29 protein-coding genes are annotated in these 14,948 nt (G+C 48.8%); all 29 read left to right on the plus strand.

Annotation, left to right across the window (positions count from 1 at the left end):
• Positions 1-52: 52 nt before the first annotated feature.
• The 29 genes from bfr to rplQ all read left to right on the plus strand — a co-directional run bounded on the left by bfr (position 53) and on the right by rplQ (position 14,534).
• On the plus strand, positions 53-544 hold the full coding sequence (gene bfr, locus C7A19_RS10880) for a bacterioferritin (RefSeq protein ID WP_069362263.1): 492 nt from the start codon (positions 53-55) through the stop codon (positions 542-544).
• A 361-nt stretch (positions 545-905) separates the two neighbouring features.
• Complete coding sequence (gene rpsJ / locus C7A19_RS10885) at positions 906-1,217, plus strand: 30S ribosomal protein S10 (RefSeq protein ID WP_002541412.1); 312 nt, start codon at positions 906-908, stop codon at positions 1,215-1,217.
• A 13-nt stretch (positions 1,218-1,230) separates the two neighbouring features.
• Complete coding sequence (gene rplC / locus C7A19_RS10890; protein ID WP_069362264.1) at positions 1,231-1,860, plus strand: 50S ribosomal protein L3; 630 nt, start codon at positions 1,231-1,233, stop codon at positions 1,858-1,860.
• A gap of 16 nt (positions 1,861-1,876) precedes the next feature.
• Positions 1,877-2,479: a 50S ribosomal protein L4 gene (gene rplD / locus C7A19_RS10895; RefSeq protein ID WP_046074792.1), complete on the plus strand. Its 603-nt coding sequence runs from the start codon at positions 1,877-1,879 to the stop codon at positions 2,477-2,479.
• Positions 2,476-2,778, plus strand: a complete 303-nt coding sequence (rplW, locus tag C7A19_RS10900) for a 50S ribosomal protein L23 (RefSeq protein WP_021024465.1) — start codon at positions 2,476-2,478, stop codon at positions 2,776-2,778. Before rplD ends, rplW begins: the two co-directional genes overlap by 4 nt.
• Before the next feature lie 19 nt (positions 2,779-2,797).
• Complete coding sequence (gene rplB / locus C7A19_RS10905; protein WP_069362265.1) at positions 2,798-3,622, plus strand: 50S ribosomal protein L2; 825 nt, start codon at positions 2,798-2,800, stop codon at positions 3,620-3,622.
• A 20-nt stretch (positions 3,623-3,642) separates the two neighbouring features.
• Positions 3,643-3,921 carry a 30S ribosomal protein S19 gene (gene rpsS, locus C7A19_RS10910; protein WP_021024467.1) on the plus strand — a complete coding sequence of 93 codons (279 nt, stop codon included), beginning with the start codon at positions 3,643-3,645 and terminating at the stop codon, positions 3,919-3,921.
• Positions 3,922-3,931: 10 nt separating this feature from the next.
• Positions 3,932-4,264 (plus strand): 50S ribosomal protein L22, encoded by a 333-nt coding sequence (gene rplV / locus C7A19_RS10915; protein ID WP_046074794.1) that lies wholly within the window; start codon positions 3,932-3,934, stop codon positions 4,262-4,264.
• Positions 4,265-4,283: 19 nt separating this feature from the next.
• Positions 4,284-4,973 (plus strand): 30S ribosomal protein S3, encoded by a 690-nt coding sequence (rpsC, locus tag C7A19_RS10920; RefSeq protein WP_046074795.1) that lies wholly within the window; start codon positions 4,284-4,286, stop codon positions 4,971-4,973.
• 11 nt (positions 4,974-4,984) lie between these two features.
• Positions 4,985-5,395 (plus strand): 50S ribosomal protein L16, encoded by a 411-nt coding sequence (gene rplP / locus C7A19_RS10925; protein WP_021024470.1) that lies wholly within the window; start codon positions 4,985-4,987, stop codon positions 5,393-5,395.
• The gene (gene rpmC, locus C7A19_RS10930) at positions 5,395-5,586 is read left to right on the plus strand and encodes a 50S ribosomal protein L29 (RefSeq protein WP_046074796.1); all 192 of its coding nucleotides are present in this window, start codon (positions 5,395-5,397) and stop codon (positions 5,584-5,586) included. The genes rplP and rpmC overlap by 1 nt, the downstream gene beginning before the upstream one ends.
• Positions 5,586-5,840 carry a 30S ribosomal protein S17 gene (gene rpsQ / locus C7A19_RS10935; protein ID WP_046074797.1) on the plus strand — a complete coding sequence of 85 codons (255 nt, stop codon included), beginning with the start codon at positions 5,586-5,588 and terminating at the stop codon, positions 5,838-5,840. The genes rpmC and rpsQ overlap by 1 nt, the downstream gene beginning before the upstream one ends.
• Before the next feature lie 160 nt (positions 5,841-6,000).
• The gene (rplN, locus tag C7A19_RS10940; protein ID WP_046074798.1) at positions 6,001-6,372 is read left to right on the plus strand and encodes a 50S ribosomal protein L14; all 372 of its coding nucleotides are present in this window, start codon (positions 6,001-6,003) and stop codon (positions 6,370-6,372) included.
• 11 nt (positions 6,373-6,383) lie between these two features.
• Positions 6,384-6,698, plus strand: a complete 315-nt coding sequence (gene rplX / locus C7A19_RS10945) for a 50S ribosomal protein L24 (RefSeq protein WP_021024474.1) — start codon at positions 6,384-6,386, stop codon at positions 6,696-6,698.
• Between the two features lie 15 nt (positions 6,699-6,713).
• Positions 6,714-7,253, plus strand: coding sequence for a 50S ribosomal protein L5 (gene rplE / locus C7A19_RS10950; RefSeq protein WP_021024475.1), 540 nt, complete (start codon positions 6,714-6,716; stop codon positions 7,251-7,253).
• Positions 7,254-7,270: 17 nt separating this feature from the next.
• Complete coding sequence (gene rpsN, locus C7A19_RS10955; protein ID WP_046074799.1) at positions 7,271-7,576, plus strand: 30S ribosomal protein S14; 306 nt, start codon at positions 7,271-7,273, stop codon at positions 7,574-7,576.
• 23 nt (positions 7,577-7,599) lie between these two features.
• Positions 7,600-7,992 (plus strand): 30S ribosomal protein S8, encoded by a 393-nt coding sequence (gene rpsH, locus C7A19_RS10960; protein WP_069362266.1) that lies wholly within the window; start codon positions 7,600-7,602, stop codon positions 7,990-7,992.
• 13 nt (positions 7,993-8,005) lie between these two features.
• Positions 8,006-8,539 (plus strand): 50S ribosomal protein L6, encoded by a 534-nt coding sequence (rplF, locus tag C7A19_RS10965; RefSeq protein WP_069362267.1) that lies wholly within the window; start codon positions 8,006-8,008, stop codon positions 8,537-8,539.
• Positions 8,540-8,548: 9 nt separating this feature from the next.
• A complete protein-coding gene (gene rplR, locus C7A19_RS10970; RefSeq protein ID WP_021024479.1) occupies positions 8,549-8,902 on the plus strand; it encodes a 50S ribosomal protein L18 in 354 nt (117 codons plus the stop codon).
• Between the two features lie 12 nt (positions 8,903-8,914).
• A complete protein-coding gene (gene rpsE / locus C7A19_RS10975) occupies positions 8,915-9,412 on the plus strand; it encodes a 30S ribosomal protein S5 (RefSeq protein ID WP_046074803.1) in 498 nt (165 codons plus the stop codon).
• Between the two features lie 6 nt (positions 9,413-9,418).
• Positions 9,419-9,598 carry a 50S ribosomal protein L30 gene (rpmD, locus tag C7A19_RS10980; RefSeq protein WP_069362268.1) on the plus strand — a complete coding sequence of 60 codons (180 nt, stop codon included), beginning with the start codon at positions 9,419-9,421 and terminating at the stop codon, positions 9,596-9,598.
• A 4-nt stretch (positions 9,599-9,602) separates the two neighbouring features.
• A complete protein-coding gene (gene rplO / locus C7A19_RS10985) occupies positions 9,603-10,037 on the plus strand; it encodes a 50S ribosomal protein L15 (RefSeq protein ID WP_069362269.1) in 435 nt (144 codons plus the stop codon).
• Between the two features lie 23 nt (positions 10,038-10,060).
• On the plus strand, positions 10,061-11,386 hold the full coding sequence (gene secY / locus C7A19_RS10990) for a preprotein translocase subunit SecY (RefSeq protein ID WP_046074806.1): 1,326 nt from the start codon (positions 10,061-10,063) through the stop codon (positions 11,384-11,386).
• Positions 11,387-11,413: 27 nt separating this feature from the next.
• Positions 11,414-11,527 carry a 50S ribosomal protein L36 gene (gene rpmJ / locus C7A19_RS10995; protein WP_021024484.1) on the plus strand — a complete coding sequence of 38 codons (114 nt, stop codon included), beginning with the start codon at positions 11,414-11,416 and terminating at the stop codon, positions 11,525-11,527.
• Positions 11,528-11,673: 146 nt separating this feature from the next.
• Entirely contained in the window at positions 11,674-12,030 is a 357-nt protein-coding gene (gene rpsM / locus C7A19_RS11000; protein ID WP_069362270.1) for a 30S ribosomal protein S13, read from the plus strand.
• A gap of 18 nt (positions 12,031-12,048) precedes the next feature.
• Positions 12,049-12,438, plus strand: coding sequence for a 30S ribosomal protein S11 (rpsK, locus tag C7A19_RS11005; RefSeq protein ID WP_021024486.1), 390 nt, complete (start codon positions 12,049-12,051; stop codon positions 12,436-12,438).
• Between the two features lie 40 nt (positions 12,439-12,478).
• A complete protein-coding gene (gene rpsD, locus C7A19_RS11010; protein ID WP_046074808.1) occupies positions 12,479-13,099 on the plus strand; it encodes a 30S ribosomal protein S4 in 621 nt (206 codons plus the stop codon).
• Between the two features lie 23 nt (positions 13,100-13,122).
• Positions 13,123-14,112: a DNA-directed RNA polymerase subunit alpha gene (rpoA, locus tag C7A19_RS11015; RefSeq protein WP_046074809.1), complete on the plus strand. Its 990-nt coding sequence runs from the start codon at positions 13,123-13,125 to the stop codon at positions 14,110-14,112.
• Between the two features lie 35 nt (positions 14,113-14,147).
• Complete coding sequence (gene rplQ / locus C7A19_RS11020; protein WP_046074810.1) at positions 14,148-14,534, plus strand: 50S ribosomal protein L17; 387 nt, start codon at positions 14,148-14,150, stop codon at positions 14,532-14,534.
• The last annotated feature ends 414 nt before the right edge of the window (positions 14,535-14,948 follow it).

Below are 14,948 nucleotides of genomic sequence, written 5' to 3' on the forward strand. Positions count from 1 at the left end.
CTCCTTATGGGTTCTACATTTGTAAAGTAGAACCCATAAGGAGGCTTTTGCCATGAAAGGCGATCCAAAATCGATAGCATTTCTCAACACGGTACTCGGTAACGAACTGATTGCGATTAATCAGTATTTTTTGCATGCGCGCATGCTTAAAGACTGGGGCTTAAAAGTCATCGCGGACAAAGAGTATGAAGAGTCCATTGATGAGATGAAGCATGCGGACAAGCTCATTGAGCGTATCTTGTTTTTAGAAGGAACGCCCAACCTGCAAGATTTAGGTAAGTTACGTATTGGTGAAGACACGCAAGAAATCTTCGAATGTGATCTTGCGCTGGAGATGCAAGCGCACGAAGACTTGAAAGAAGCCATTGCTTACACCGAAAGCATCCGCGATTTTGTGTCGCGAGATCTGTTCCAGTATATCCTCGACGACGAAGAAGAACATATTGATTGGCTCGAAACTCAGCTGGGTCTGGTCGATAAAGTGGGTATCGCCAATTACAACCAAGCACAAATCATCGAAGACGCCAGTGACAAAGACGGCTAGTACACTTTGCGGGCAAAACGTGCACCTACACTCAGCGTACCCTTAGTGGGTACGCTTTTTTTTGGGGCCTAATTATTAACCAACGCTTGCAAAGCTATCGCGCATCGGTATAATGCCCGGCACTGCTTAAGTCATTGCGACTTCCGACGCAGTTGTGAACCAATGAGCATCGAGGAATGGAACAGTAAACTGTTCGTTTAATGTATACTCCGCTTATGTTCGCAGTCATAGAATAATGGCTGACAATGTGCCTAATTTTGGCACTACGGTTTCACATAAATTAATCGGCATTCCCTCGTCTTAATGAGGTGGAATGGCGATATTGTTTGTGTAAATATTTTAGAATTTGGAGCTCTGTCTCATGCAGAACCAACGTATCCGTATCCGCCTTAAGGCGTTCGATCATCGCTTGATCGATCAGTCTACCGCGGAAATCGTTGAAACCGCTAAGCGCACTGGCGCACAGGTTAAGGGACCAATCCCTCTACCTACTCGTAAAGAGCGCTTCACCGTTCTTATTTCTCCGCACGTAAACAAAGACGCACGTGACCAGTACGAAATCCGTACTCACAAACGTCTGATCGACATCGTTGAGCCAACAGATAAAACTGTTGACGCTCTGATGCGTCTTGACCTTGCTGCGGGCGTTGATGTTCAAATCAGCCTGGGTTAAGGGGGAGTAGATAATGATTGGTCTAGTCGGTCGTAAAGTCGGTATGACTCGCATCTTCAACGAAGATGGCGTTTCTATCCCGGTCACCGTAGTTGAAGTTGAAGCGAACCGTGTTGCTCAGGTGCGTAAGCCTGACGTTGACGGTTATGCCGCAATTCAAATCACTACAGGCGAGAAGAAAGCAAGCCGTGTCAACAAGGCACAAGCTGGTCACTTTGCGAAAGCAGGTGTTGAAGCAGGCCGCGGTTTGTGGGAATTCCGTCTGGAAAATGGTGAAGAGTTCGAAGTTGGCGCTGAGCTAAACGTTGATCTTTTCGCTGAAATCAAAAAAGTAGACGTTACTGGCACGTCAAAAGGTAAGGGCTTCCAAGGCGGCGTTAAGCGTTGGAATTTCCGTACTCAAGACATGAGCCACGGTAACTCTTTGTCTCACCGTGCGCCTGGTTCTATCGGTCAATGTCAGAGCCCAGGTCGCGTATTCAAAGGCAAAAAAATGGCAGGTCACATGGGTGCTGAGCGTGTAACGACTCAAAACCTAGAGATCGTACGTGTTGACGCTGAGCGCAATCTGCTTCTTATCAAAGGTGCAGTCCCAGGTGCGACAGGTGGCAACGTGATCGTTAAACCAGCCGTTAAAGCGTAACGTCGAGGAGATAGTAATGGAATTGGTAGTCAAAGGCGCCGACGCGCTAACTGTTTCCGAAACTACCTTCGGGCGTGAATTCAACGAGTCCCTGGTTCACCAGGTAGTCGTTGCATACGCAGCTGGTGCCCGTCAAGGTACTCGCGCTCAGAAAACTCGTTCAGACGTGTCTGGTGGCGGTGCTAAGCCATGGCGTCAGAAGGGTACTGGTCGCGCCCGTGCAGGTACAATCCGCAGCCCAATCTGGCGCAGCGGTGGTGTCACTTTCGCAGCACGTCCTCAGGACCATGCTCAGAAAGTAAACAAGAAGATGTACCGTGGTGCTCTTAAGAGCATCCTGTCAGAGCTGGTTCGTCAAGAGCGTTTGATCGTTGTTGATAACTTCTCTGTTGAAGCACCAAAAACTAAAGAGCTTGTCGCTAAGCTGAAAGAGCTTGAGCTGAACGATGCTCTGATCGTCACTGCCGAAGTTGATGAGAACCTGTTCCTTGCCGCACGTAACCTTTATAAGGTTGACGTACGCGATACAGATACCATCGACCCAGTTAGCTTGATCGCTTTCGACAAAGTCGTGATGACTGCTGATGCAGTTAAACAAGTTGAGGAGATGCTGGCATGATCACTGAAGAGCGTATCCTAAAAGTTCTGCGTGCTCCGCACATCTCTGAAAAAGCGACGATGGCCGCTGAAAACAACAACACTGTTGTATTCAAAGTCGCCAAAGAAGCTACGAAAAAAGAGATCAAAGCGGCAGTTGAAAAACTGTTCGAAGTTGAAGTGAAGTCTGTTCGTACTCTTCTCGTTAAGGGTAAGACCAAACGTCAAGGTATGCGTGAAGGCCGTCGTAGCGACTGGAAAAAAGCGTATGTTGCCTTGAAAGAAGGTCAGGACATCGACTTCGTTGGCGGCGCTGAGTAAGACGGAGGAGTAAAAGCAAATGGCTATTATGAAATGTAAGCCGACTTCACCGGGTCGTCGTCACCTTGTTAAAGTGGTAAACCATGATCTTTATAAAGGTAAACCATATGCACCACTGCTAGAGAAAAACTCTAAGTCAGGCGGTCGCAATAACAACGGTCGAATCACAGTGCGTAACATCGGTGGTGGTCACAAGCATCATTACCGTGTAATTGACTTCAAACGTACTAAAGACGGTATCCCAGCGAAAGTTGAGCGTCTTGAGTATGATCCGAACCGTAGTGCAAACATCGCGCTTGTACTGTATTCGGACGGTGAACGTCGTTACATCATCGCACCAAAAGGCCTAAAAGCCGGTGATCAGATCCAATCTGGTGCAGATTCAGCTATCAAGGTAGGTAACACCCTGCCAATGCGTAACATCCCAGTGGGTTCTACTATCCACAATATCGAGCTTAAGCCTGGTAAAGGTGGTCAGTTAGCTCGTTCTGCGGGTGCTTATGCGCAAATCGTAGCTCGTGACGGCGCGTACGTCACACTCCGCCTGCGCAGCGGTGAAATGCGTAAGGTTCTTGCTGAAGGTCGTGCGACTCTTGGTGAAGTGGGTAACTCTGAGCACATGCTACGCGAACTGGGTAAAGCCGGTGCCGCGCGCTGGAAAGGCGCACGTCCAAGCGTACGTGGTGTTGCAATGAACCCGATTGACCACCCACACGGTGGTGGTGAAGGCCGTACCTCAGGTGGTCGTCATCCAGTATCACCATGGGGTATGCCAACTAAAGGCTTCAAGACCCGTAAGAACAAACGTACCGACAAGTACATCGTACGTCGTCGTAACAAGTAATTATTATCAGAGGATAAGCCATGCCACGTTCTCTCAAGAAAGGTCCTTTTATTGACCTGCACTTGCTGAAGAAGGTAGAGAAAGCGGTGGAAAGCGGTGACAAGAAGCCTTTAAAGACTTGGTCCCGTCGTTCAATGATCATCCCACAGATGATCGGATTGACCATCGCTGTCCATAATGGTCGTCAGCACGTACCCGTTTTCGTTTCTGAAGAAATGATCGGTCACAAGCTAGGCGAGTTTGCACCAACACGTACTTATCGCGGCCACGCTGCTGATAAGAAAGCTAAGAAGCGTTAAGGGGTAAGAAATGGAAGCTATTGCTAAACATCGCTTTGCTCGTATCTCGCCTCAAAAAGCACGTTTGGTTGCGGATCAAGTGCGCGGTAAAGACGTAGCACAAGCACTGGAACTACTGACCTTCAGCAACAAAAAAGCGGCTGACCTGGTTAAGAAAGTGTTGGAATCTGCTATTGCAAACGCCGAGCATAACGAAGGTGCGGATATCGACGATCTAAGCGTCGCCAAAGTCTTCGTTGATGAAGGCCCAATCATGAAGCGTATTATGCCTCGTGCAAAAGGCCGTGCCGATCGCATCTTGAAGCGTTCTAGCCACATCACTGTTGTTGTAGCAGACCGCTAAGAGACGAGGAGATAAAGCAATGGGTCAAAAAGTACATCCTAATGGTATTCGTCTTGGCATTGTTAAGCCTTGGAATTCCACTTGGTTTGCTAATAACCAAGATTTCGCTGACAACCTAGACGGCGACTTTAAGGTACGTCAGTTCTTGAACAATGAACTGAAAAAAGCGTCAGTCTCTCGCATCGTTATCGAGCGTCCTGCTAAGAGTGTTCGTGTGACTATTCACACTGCACGTCCTGGTGTGGTTATCGGTAAGAAAGGTGAAGATGTCGAGAAGCTGCGCGCTCATGTTGCAAAACTAGCCGGTGTACCAGCGCAAATCAACATCGCTGAAGTACGTAAGCCTGAGCTAGATGCGCAACTTGTTGGCGACAGCATCGCATCACAGCTAGAGCGCCGTGTTATGTTCCGTCGTGCGATGAAGCGCGCGGTACAAAACGCGATGCGCCTAGGTGCCAAAGGTATCAAAGTAGAAGTAAGCGGCCGTCTTGGCGGCGCTGAAATCGCTCGTACCGAGTGGTACCGTGAAGGCCGTGTGCCATTGCACACCCTTCGTGCTGACATTGATTACGCAACTTCTTCTGCTCACACCCAGTACGGTGTAATCGGCATTAAAACCTGGATCTTCAAAGGTGAGATCCTAGGTGGAATGGCTGAAGTTGAGCAAAAGGCTGACAAGCCGAAGAAGCAGCGTAAAGGCCGTAAGTAAGGAGTCTATCGATGCTTCAACCAAAACGTACTAAGTTCCGCAAGACTTTTAAAGGTCGTAACCGCGGTCTGGCGCACGGTACTGACGTAAGCTTCGGTACCTATGGCCTGAAAGCTGTTGGTCGCGGTCGTATCACTGCGCGTCAAATTGAGGCGGCTCGTCGTGCGATGACTCGTCACATTAAACGTCAAGGCCAAATCTGGATTCGTGTCTTCCCTGACAAACCAATTACTGGTAAGCCGTTGGAAGTTCGTATGGGTAAGGGTAAAGGTTCAGTTGATTACTGGGTTGCCCAAATCCAACCAGGCAAGGTCCTGTACGAAATGGATGGTGTTCCTGAATCACTGGCTCGCGAAGCGTTTGAATTAGCTTCACGTAAGCTACCGATCAAAACCACTTTCGTAACTAAGGCGGTGATGTGATGAAAGCACAAGAACTACGTGAAAAGACTGCTGAGCAGCTGAACGAAGAGCTAATGGGTCTGCTACGTGAGCAGTTTAATCTGCGCATGCAAGCGGCTACTGGCCAACTTCAGCAAACTCACACTCTTAAAGCTGTTCGTCGCGATATCGCACGTGTAAAAACCGTACTGACTGAGAAGGCTAACGCATAATGAGCGAGAACATCCGCACTCAGCAAGGTCGCGTTATCAGCGACAAAGGCGATAAAACTATCGTCGTTGCTATCGAGCGTTTTGTGAAACACCCAATCTACGGTAAGTACATTAAGCGCACGAGTAAGCTACATGTACACGATGAATCAAACCAGTGTAACCAAGGTGACACTGTCGAGGTTCGTGAGTGTCGTCCAATCTCTAAGCAAAAGTCTTGGACATTGGTTCGCGTTGTTGAAAAATCACGCATCTAAGCGATTTTTCATACAATAATAAGTCAAACGGCTCTCATTTGGGGGGCCGTTTATTTTTTATCTACCCATCTGGTCAAAATAGTGTTATTATTCGCCGCCCTTGTAAAAAGGCAGCCCGACCCGAGATGGGTCTAGATGTAATAACAGCGGAGCACTAACAATGATCCAAATGCAAAGTATGCTGGACGCAGCCGACAACTCCGGCGCTCGCAGTGTAATGTGTATTAAGGTTCTGGGTGGCTCTCACCGTCGTTACGCCCACGTTGGCGACATCATCAAAGTTACCGTTAAGGATTCAATCCCACGCGGTAAAGTGAAAAAAGGTGATGTGCTTAAGGCGGTGGTAGTTCGCACCCGTAAAGGCGTACGTCGTCCAGACGGCTCTGTCATTCGCTTCGACCGCAATGCTTGCGTGTTGTTGAACAACACGAACGAGCAACTAGTCGGCACACGTATCTTTGGCCCTGTGACACGCGAACTTCGTACTGAGAAGTTCATGAAAATTGTGTCTCTGGCGCCTGAAGTTCTGTAAGGAGCGATCTCATGGCAGCTAAAATCCGTCGTAACGACGAAGTTATCGTTCTTGCCGGTAAAGACAAAGGCAAGAAAGGTAAAGTATCTAAGGTTCTACCGACCGGTAAAGTTATCGTTGAAGGTATTAACCTCGTGAAGAAACACCAGAAGCCGGTTCCGGCTCTGGGCACTCAAGGTGGCATCGTTGAACAAGAAGCCGCTATTGACGTTTCAAACGTGGCGATCTTTAACGCAGCAGCTGGTAAAGGTGACCGTGTAGGCTTCCGATTTGAAGACGGTAAAAAAGTGCGTTTCTTCAAGTCGAATGGCGAAACTATTAAGTAATTCTGGAGTAGTACAATGGCGAAACTGCATGATTACTACAAAGAGACAGTTGTAGCTGAGCTATCTAAGCAATTTGGTTACAAAAGCATCATGCAAGTCCCAGGGATCGAAAAGATCACCCTTAACATGGGTGTGGGCGAAGCTCTGAACGACAAGAAACTGCTTGAAAATGCAGCTGCTGATATGACCGCAATTTCTGGTCAAAAGCCGCTGATCACTAAAGCACGTAAATCAGTCGCAGGCTTTAAGATCCGTGAGGGCTACCCAATTGGTTGTAAAGTAACCCTACGTGGCGAGCGTATGTGGGACTTCTTTGAGCGTTTGATCGCTATCGCAGTTCCTCGTATCCGTGACTTCCGTGGTCTGAACCCGAAAGCGTTCGACGGTCGCGGTAACTACAGCATGGGCGTTCGCGAGCAAATCATCTTCCCTGAGATTGACTACGACAAAGTCGATCGTATCCGTGGTCTTGATATTACTATCACTACCACCGCAGGTACAGATGAGGAAGGTCGAGCTCTGCTGGCTGCCTTTAACTTCCCATTCCGTAAGTAAGGTGAAGGGTTACTGTTATGGCTAAAAAATCGATGAAAGCACGTGACGTAAAACGTGCGAAGCTCGCAGCCCGTTATGCTGAAAAGCGTGACAACCTGCGTGCGACCATTAAGAATGTTAACACGTCAGACGAAGAGCGTTGGGACGCCGTCCTGAAGCTTCAGTCGCTACCACGTGATTCTGCGAAGTCTCGTCAGCGTAACCGCTGTAACCAGACTGGTCGTCCACATGGCTACCTACGCAAATTCGGCCTAAGCCGAATCAAGGTTCGTGAAGCTTGCATGAAAGGCGAGATTCCGGGTCTGCGTAAGGCAAGCTGGTAATTGAATCACGGGAGTAAAGACTTATGAGCATGCAAGATCCGATCTCGGATATGCTGACCCGCCTCCGCAACGGTCAGACAGCAAAGAAAGTTGCTGTTAAAATGCCTTCGTCAAAGCTAAAAGTGGCAATTGCTGAGCTACTAAAAGCAGAAGGTTACGTGGCTGACGTCGCAGTAAATAGCGACGCGAAGCCTGAACTGGAAGTGACGTTGAAATACTTCGAATCTAAACCAGTTATCGAGCAAATCCAACGTGTTAGCCGTCCAGGCCTGCGCATCTACAAAAAGAAAGATGAGTTGCCTTCAGTGATGGGTGGACTTGGTATTGCTGTTGTATCAACTTCGAAAGGTTTGATGACCGATCGCGCAGCTCGCAAAGCGGGTCTGGGCGGTGAAATCATCTGCTACGTAGCTTAATAAGGAGTAGGAAATGTCTCGTGTTGCAAAAGCACCTGTCGTAGTTCCTGCCGGCGTAGAGGTGAAACTTAACGGTCAGGAAATCACTGTAAAAGGAAGCAAAGGCGAACTAAGCCGCACGCTTCACGATATGGTGTCAGTAAACCAAGAAGAGAACACCATTACCTTCGCACCAAGTGTGGAGCACGCTAAAGCATGGGCACATGCTGGTACCGCGCGCGCACTGGTTAACAGCATGGTAGTGGGTGTGACTGAAGGCTTTACCAAGAAACTGATCCTGAAAGGTGTTGGTTATCGTGCAAACGTTGCCGGTAACAAACTTAACCTGACACTTGGTTTCTCTCACCCGGTTGAGCACGCTCTGCCAGAGGGTGTTAAGGCAGAATGCCCAAGCCAAACTGAAATTGTTATCAGCGGTGCTGATAAACAAGCGGTTGGCCAGGTGGCTGCTGATATTCGCGCATACCGCAAGCCAGAGCCTTATAAAGGCAAAGGCGTTCGTTACTCTGACGAAGCTGTGCGTACTAAAGAAGCTAAGAAGAAGTAAGGTAACACTATGGATAAGAAAGCATCTCGTATCCGTCGTGCGACCAAAGCACGACGCAAGATCGCGGAAATGGGTGCGACTCGCCTGGTGGTACACCGTACTCCACGTCATGTGTACGCACAGGTTATCGCTGGTAACGGCGCGGAAGTTATCGCCGCCGCTTCTACCGTAGAAAAAGCGATCCGTGAGCAAGTGAAGAGCACCGGTAACAAAGACGCCGCTGCAGCCGTGGGTAAGATCATTGCTGAGCGAGCGAAGGAAAAAGGCATCGAAGCCGTTGCTTTTGACCGTTCCGGTTTCCAATACCACGGCCGTGTGGCTGCACTGGCAGATGCTGCCCGTGAAGCTGGTCTGAAATTCTAAGGTAGGTGGAAGATGGCTAACGATAAACAACAAAGTGATTTGCATGAGAAGCTGATCGCTGTAAACCGTGTTTCTAAAACGGTTAAAGGTGGTCGCATCTTTACCTTCACCGCCCTGACAGTGGTAGGTGACGGTAACGGTCGCGTCGGTTTCGGTTACGGTAAAGCCCGTGAAGTCCCCGCAGCGATCCAAAAATCAATGGAAAAGGCGCGTCGTAACATGATTACTATCGCGCTGAAAGACGGTACTCTGCACCACGCTGTTAAAGGCCGCCACACTGGTTCAAAAGTGTACATGCAGCCAGCATCAGAAGGTACAGGTATCATCGCCGGTGGTGCGATGCGTGCCGTGCTTGAAGTAGCAGGCGTTCAAGACGTTCTGGCGAAAGCATACGGTTCGACCAACCCAATCAACATCGTTCGTGCAACGATTGATGGTCTGGGTGGTACGAAGTCTCCAGAGATGGTAGCTGCGAAACGTGGCATGCCTGTCAACGAAATTCTGGGGTAATACGACATGGCTAAGACAATTAAAGTAACTCAGACTCGTAGCGCTATCGGCCGCTTGCCGAAGCACAAAGCGACCCTGCGTGGCTTGGGCCTACGTCGCATCAACCACACTGTTGAACTTGAAGATACACCGTGCGTGCGCGGTATGATCAACAAGGTCAACTACATGGTTAAAGTGGAGGGGTAATCACATGCGTTTGAATACTCTATCTCCGGCTGCAGGCTCAAAGCCTTCTGCGAAGCGTGTAGGCCGTGGTATTGGTTCAGGCCTGGGTAAAACCGGTGGCCGTGGTCACAAAGGTCAGAAATCACGTTCAGGTGGTTCAGTACGCCCAGGTTTCGAAGGCGGTCAAATGCCTTTGAAACAGCGTCTGCCAAAATTCGGTTTTACTTCGCGTAAAGGCCTCACTTCTGCTGAAGTTCGTCTCGGCGAGCTAGCAAAAGTTGACGGTGACGTGGTAAGCCTTGAAACACTGAAAGCAGCGAATGTTATCGCACAAGACACCCGTACGGCGAAAATCGTACTGTCTGGTGAAATCGCTCGCTCAGTGACAGTGAAAGGTGTTCGTGTCACTAAAGGCGCTAAAGCGGCAATCGAAGCTGCAGGCGGTAAAATCGAGGAATAATTTAGCTCGAGGACGAGGTACAGATGGCAAAACAACCAGGACAAAACTTCAGTAGTGCAAAAGGCGGAGTTGCGGAGCTGAAAAGCCGCTTACTTTTTGTAGCAATGGCATTATTGGTATTCCGTGCCGGCTCTTTTGTACCCATTCCTGGTATTGACGCTGCTGTACTTGCCGATCTGTTCGAACAGCAACAAGGGACCATCATTGACTTGGTTAACATGTTCTCTGGTGGTGCCCTTGAGCGTGCTTCGATACTGGCACTGGGCATTATGCCGTATATTTCGGCATCGATTATTGTTCAGTTATTGTCAGTGGTTCATCCCGCGTTAGCGGAGTTGAAAAAAGAGGGTGAATCTGGCCGTCGCAAGATAAGTCAGTATACCCGCTACGGCACGCTGGTGTTGGCAACGTTCCAAGCAATTGGAATCGCGACCGGGTTACCGAGTATGATGCCAGGTTTGGTGATAAATCCAGGCCCTGCATTTTACTTTACTGCGGTAGTGAGTTTGGTCACAGGTACCATGTTCTTGATGTGGTTAGGTGAGCAAATTACTGAACGCGGCATTGGTAACGGCATTTCGTTGATTATCTTCACCGGGATTGTCGCGGGTCTGCCACCCGCAATTGGACAGACAATAGAGCAAGCGCGTCAAGGCGACATGTCTCCGCTTCTCTTGCTAGGTATCGCAGTGATCGTATTGGCGGTCGTCTACTTTGTGGTCTTTATGGAGCGTGGTCAACGTCGTATCGTTGTTAACTACGCGAAGCGGCAACAAGGTCGCCGTGTCTTTGCAGCGCAAAGCACGCACCTGCCACTTAAGATCAACATGGCAGGCGTTATCCCTGCGATTTTTGCATCAAGTATTATTTTGTTCCCTGGCACGCTTGCTAACTGGTTTGGTAAGGGTGATCAGACAAGCTGGCTAACCGATGTGTCATTGGCACTGAGTCCGGGGCAACCAGCGTACGTAATACTTTATGCGGCAGCGATTATCTTCTTCTGCTTTTTCTATACGGCGTTGGTGTTCAACCCGCGAGAAACAGCAGATAATTTGAAGAAGTCAGGAGCGTTCGTACCTGGTATTCGCCCGGGTGAGCAGACTGCTAAATACATTGATAAAGTGATGACACGGTTAACCCTTGCTGGCGCCATGTATATTACCTTTATCTGTCTGATCCCCGAGTTCATGATGATTGCGTGGGATGTCCACTTTTACTTTGGTGGTACATCACTACTTATCGTAGTAGTCGTAATCATGGACTTTATGGCTCAAGTTCAGACTCATTTGATGTCTCAACAATATGAGTCCGTGTTGAAAAAAGCCAACCTCAAAGGCTACGGCCGCTAATAGGTTGTCTATTTACGGAGTTTAGCAATGAAAGTTCGTGCTTCCGTTAAGAAAATCTGCCGTAACTGTAAAGTGATCAAGCGTAACGGTACCGTTCGTGTGATCTGCAGTGAGCCAAAGCACAAGCAACGCCAAGGCTAATAGCAGAATATTTTTCTTGCAAAATGAGGTCAGGCTGGCTACATTAGCCAGCCCACCTTTTGTATGTGCAAAAGAAGTGGTTATGCCGCTGCGTATCCTCGACGGGCTCTGCAGCGGTTCTACTTGAAAAGTACTAGGAGTGAATAGTGGCCCGTATAGCAGGCATTAACATTCCTGATCAAAAGCATGCTGTTATCGCATTGACTGCGATTTACGGCGTCGGCAAAACCACCTCTCAAGCTATTCTAGCTGAAGTAGGTATTGCTGAAAGCACTAAGATCAGTGAACTATCAGAAGAACAGATCGACCAATTGCGTGACGGTGTGGCTAAATACACCGTAGAAGGCGATCTACGTCGTGAAATTTCCATGAACATCAAGCGTCTTATGGACCTTGGTTGTAACCGCGGTATTCGTCATCGTCGCAGCTTGCCACTACGTGGTCAGCGTACGAAGACCAATGCTCGTACCCGTAAGGGTCCGCGCAAGCCGATCAAGAAATAATCGGGGTAGATAAGTACTATGGCTAAACAAGCAACTCGTGCACGCAAACGCGTACGCAAGCAAGTCGCTGATGGCGTCGCGCACATTCATGCGTCTTTCAATAACACAATCGTGACGATTTCTGACCGTCAAGGTAACGCTCTTGCATGGGCGACCGCCGGTGGTTCAGGTTTCCGTGGCTCTCGTAAGTCAACTCCATACGCTGCGCAGGTTGCTGCAGAGCGCTGTGGTGAAATGGCGAAAGAGTACGGCCTGAAAAACCTCGAAGTGATGGTTAAAGGTCCAGGTCCAGGTCGCGAGTCTACTATTCGTGCCTTGAACGCAGCGGGCTTCCGCATCACTAACATTGTTGATGCGACGCCAATCCCGCATAACGGTTGTCGTCCACCTAAGAAACGCCGCGTTTAATACGCACTAGCGCTGTTTCTTAGAATATTGGAGAAAGATCATGGCAAGATATTTGGGTCCTAAGCTGAAGCTTAGCCGTCGCGAAGGTACTGACTTATTCCTTAAGTCAGGCGTACGCGCGATTGATACCAAGTGTAAAATCGATAACGTCCCAGGCGTTCACGGTCAGCGTCGCGGCCGTCTGTCTGACTATGGCGTTCAGCTTCGCGAGAAGCAAAAAGTACGTCGTATGTACGGCGTAATGGAAAAGCAGTTCCGTAACTACTACAAAGACGCTGCCCGCATCAAGGGTAATACAGGTGAAAACCTGCTTCAGCTTCTTGAAGGTCGCCTAGACAACGTAGTTTACCGCATGGGCTTTGGTGCAACACGCGCCGAATCACGTCAGCTGGTAAGCCACAAAGCGATCCTCGTTAACGGCAAAGTAGTTAACGTACCTTCTTTCAAGGTTTCGGCAAACGACGTGATTAGCATTCGCGAGAAAGCTAAGAACCAGGCGCGTATCAAAGCAGCTCTAGAAGTTGCCGCTCAACGCGAACTGCCAACTTGGATCGAAGTAGACAGCAAGAAGATGGAAGGCACATTCAAGCGCCTACCAGAGCGTTCTGATTTGTCTGCTGACATCAACGAACACCTGATCGTCGAGCTTTACTCTAAGTAAAGCTGAACTAAAGAGAGGACATAATGCAGGGTTCTGTAACAGAATTTCTTAAGCCGCGTCTAGTTGATATTGAACAAGTTAGCTCGACGCACGCAAAAGTAACTCTTGAACCCCTAGAGCGTGGCTTTGGCCATACTCTGGGGAATGCGCTACGTCGTATCCTACTTTCATCTATGCCAGGCTGTGCGGTGACGGAAGTTGAAATTGACGGCGTATTGCACGAGTACAGCACCAAAGAAGGGGTTCAGGAAGATATCCTGGAAATCCTACTTAACCTTAAAGGCCTAGCCGTTAAGGTTGAGGGTAAAGATGAAGTTATCCTTACTCTGACCAAGTCTGGTGCAGGCCCTGTTGTTGCAGGCGACATCACCCATGATGGTGGTGTTGAGATTGCGAACCCAGAACACGTTATCTGCCACCTGACTGATGCAAGCGCTGAAATTAGCATGCGTATCAAGGTAGAACGTGGTCGTGGCTATGTACCAGCGTCTGCGCGTATCGATAGCGAAGACGACGAGCGTCCAATCGGTCGCCTACTTGTTGACGCAACGTTCAGCCCAGTAGATCGCATTGCTTACAAAGTGGAAGCAGCGCGTGTCGAACAGCGTACGGACCTCGACAAGCTGGTCATCGATATGGAAACTAACGGTACACTGGATCCTGAGGAAGCGATTCGCCGTGCGGCAACCATCCTAGCAGAACAGCTAGATGCGTTTGTTGACCTGCGCGATGTACGTGTCCCTGAGGAGAAAGAAGAGAAGCCAGAGTTCGATCCGATCCTACTGCGTCCTGTAGACGATCTTGAACTAACTGTTCGCTCTGCTAACTGTTTGAAAGCAGAAGCGATTCACTATATCGGTGATCTGGTACAGCGTACCGAGGTTGAGCTTCTGAAAACGCCAAACCTTGGTAAGAAGTCTTTGACTGAAATTAAAGACGTGCTGGCATCACGTGGTCTGTCTCTAGGTATGCGCCTAGAAAACTGGCCGCCAGCATCCATTGCTGAAGATTAATCAGAGACTGATTATTTAGTTAGAAGGATTAGGTCATGCGCCATCGTAAGAGTGGTCGTCAACTCAATCGCAACAGCAGCCATCGTAAAGCGATGTTCAGCAACATGGCTAGCTCGCTGGTAACTCACGAAGTTATCAAAACAACTTTGCCGAAGGCAAAAGAGCTGCGTCGCGTCATTGAACCGTTGATTACCTTAGCTAAAAACGACAGTGTTGCTAACCGTCGTGTAGCATTCGCTCGTACTCGTAACGACGAAGTTGTAGCGAAACTGTTTAATGAACTCGGCCCACGTTTTGCTTCACGTGCTGGCGGTTACACTCGCATTCTGAAATGCGGTGTTCGCTCTGGTGATAAAGCCCCAATGGCTTACATCGAGCTTGTTGATCGCCCAGAGCAAGACGCTGAGCAAGCTGCAGAGTAAGTTTTATTACTTATAAGCAGCACCCAGAAAAGCCAGGCAATTTGCCTGGCTTTTTCTTTATCTGGCCCTTCACCATCGCGTTGTAAAAACGGTCCACGCTTTTCGCGTATAGCCTCACTCCTCGTTTAACTAAGGTGGATAGGTGCTGCGGATAAGAACGAGTCGCGAAATAGTAACTTTTGGTGCTTAGAGAGTAGAAACGGGCATTATTGGCTAAAACAGAGCAGATCGACTAAAAATAGAGCGCTTAAAAGAAAAGTGAAAATTAATGATTGACGCTTGTCACAAACGCTTTAGAATGCCGCCCTACTTAACGCAGACAGCGCGTTAGGGGAGTCAAAAAGAGGTTTTGTTTCACCCGGTTGGGCTGAAAATAAAAGATAAAATTTCTTCTTGACTTTAACGGTAAGGCGC

The organism is Salinivibrio sp. HTSP, from assembly GCF_003390965.1.
GTDB lineage: Bacteria > Pseudomonadota > Gammaproteobacteria > Enterobacterales > Vibrionaceae > Salinivibrio > Salinivibrio kushneri.

Coding starts and splice junctions, on each gene's coding strand:
- bfr (WP_069362263.1), top strand. CDS start 53: ATGAAAGGCGATCCAAAATCGATAGCATTTCTCAACACGGTACTCGGT.
- rpsJ (WP_002541412.1), top strand. CDS start 906: ATGCAGAACCAACGTATCCGTATCCGCCTTAAGGCGTTCGATCATCGC.
- rplC (WP_069362264.1), top strand. CDS start 1,231: ATGATTGGTCTAGTCGGTCGTAAAGTCGGTATGACTCGCATCTTCAAC.
- rplD (WP_046074792.1), top strand. CDS start 1,877: ATGGAATTGGTAGTCAAAGGCGCCGACGCGCTAACTGTTTCCGAAACT.
- rplW (WP_021024465.1), top strand. CDS start 2,476: ATGATCACTGAAGAGCGTATCCTAAAAGTTCTGCGTGCTCCGCACATC.
- rplB (WP_069362265.1), top strand. CDS start 2,798: ATGGCTATTATGAAATGTAAGCCGACTTCACCGGGTCGTCGTCACCTT.
- rpsS (WP_021024467.1), top strand. CDS start 3,643: ATGCCACGTTCTCTCAAGAAAGGTCCTTTTATTGACCTGCACTTGCTG.
- rplV (WP_046074794.1), top strand. CDS start 3,932: ATGGAAGCTATTGCTAAACATCGCTTTGCTCGTATCTCGCCTCAAAAA.
- rpsC (WP_046074795.1), top strand. CDS start 4,284: ATGGGTCAAAAAGTACATCCTAATGGTATTCGTCTTGGCATTGTTAAG.
- rplP (WP_021024470.1), top strand. CDS start 4,985: ATGCTTCAACCAAAACGTACTAAGTTCCGCAAGACTTTTAAAGGTCGT.
- rpmC (WP_046074796.1), top strand. CDS start 5,395: ATGAAAGCACAAGAACTACGTGAAAAGACTGCTGAGCAGCTGAACGAA.
- rpsQ (WP_046074797.1), top strand. CDS start 5,586: ATGAGCGAGAACATCCGCACTCAGCAAGGTCGCGTTATCAGCGACAAA.
- rplN (WP_046074798.1), top strand. CDS start 6,001: ATGATCCAAATGCAAAGTATGCTGGACGCAGCCGACAACTCCGGCGCT.
- rplX (WP_021024474.1), top strand. CDS start 6,384: ATGGCAGCTAAAATCCGTCGTAACGACGAAGTTATCGTTCTTGCCGGT.
- rplE (WP_021024475.1), top strand. CDS start 6,714: ATGGCGAAACTGCATGATTACTACAAAGAGACAGTTGTAGCTGAGCTA.
- rpsN (WP_046074799.1), top strand. CDS start 7,271: ATGGCTAAAAAATCGATGAAAGCACGTGACGTAAAACGTGCGAAGCTC.
- rpsH (WP_069362266.1), top strand. CDS start 7,600: ATGAGCATGCAAGATCCGATCTCGGATATGCTGACCCGCCTCCGCAAC.
- rplF (WP_069362267.1), top strand. CDS start 8,006: ATGTCTCGTGTTGCAAAAGCACCTGTCGTAGTTCCTGCCGGCGTAGAG.
- rplR (WP_021024479.1), top strand. CDS start 8,549: ATGGATAAGAAAGCATCTCGTATCCGTCGTGCGACCAAAGCACGACGC.
- rpsE (WP_046074803.1), top strand. CDS start 8,915: ATGGCTAACGATAAACAACAAAGTGATTTGCATGAGAAGCTGATCGCT.
- rpmD (WP_069362268.1), top strand. CDS start 9,419: ATGGCTAAGACAATTAAAGTAACTCAGACTCGTAGCGCTATCGGCCGC.
- rplO (WP_069362269.1), top strand. CDS start 9,603: ATGCGTTTGAATACTCTATCTCCGGCTGCAGGCTCAAAGCCTTCTGCG.
- secY (WP_046074806.1), top strand. CDS start 10,061: ATGGCAAAACAACCAGGACAAAACTTCAGTAGTGCAAAAGGCGGAGTT.
- rpmJ (WP_021024484.1), top strand. CDS start 11,414: ATGAAAGTTCGTGCTTCCGTTAAGAAAATCTGCCGTAACTGTAAAGTG.
- rpsK (WP_021024486.1), top strand. CDS start 12,049: ATGGCTAAACAAGCAACTCGTGCACGCAAACGCGTACGCAAGCAAGTC.
- rpsD (WP_046074808.1), top strand. CDS start 12,479: ATGGCAAGATATTTGGGTCCTAAGCTGAAGCTTAGCCGTCGCGAAGGT.
- rpoA (WP_046074809.1), top strand. CDS start 13,123: ATGCAGGGTTCTGTAACAGAATTTCTTAAGCCGCGTCTAGTTGATATT.
- rplQ (WP_046074810.1), top strand. CDS start 14,148: ATGCGCCATCGTAAGAGTGGTCGTCAACTCAATCGCAACAGCAGCCAT.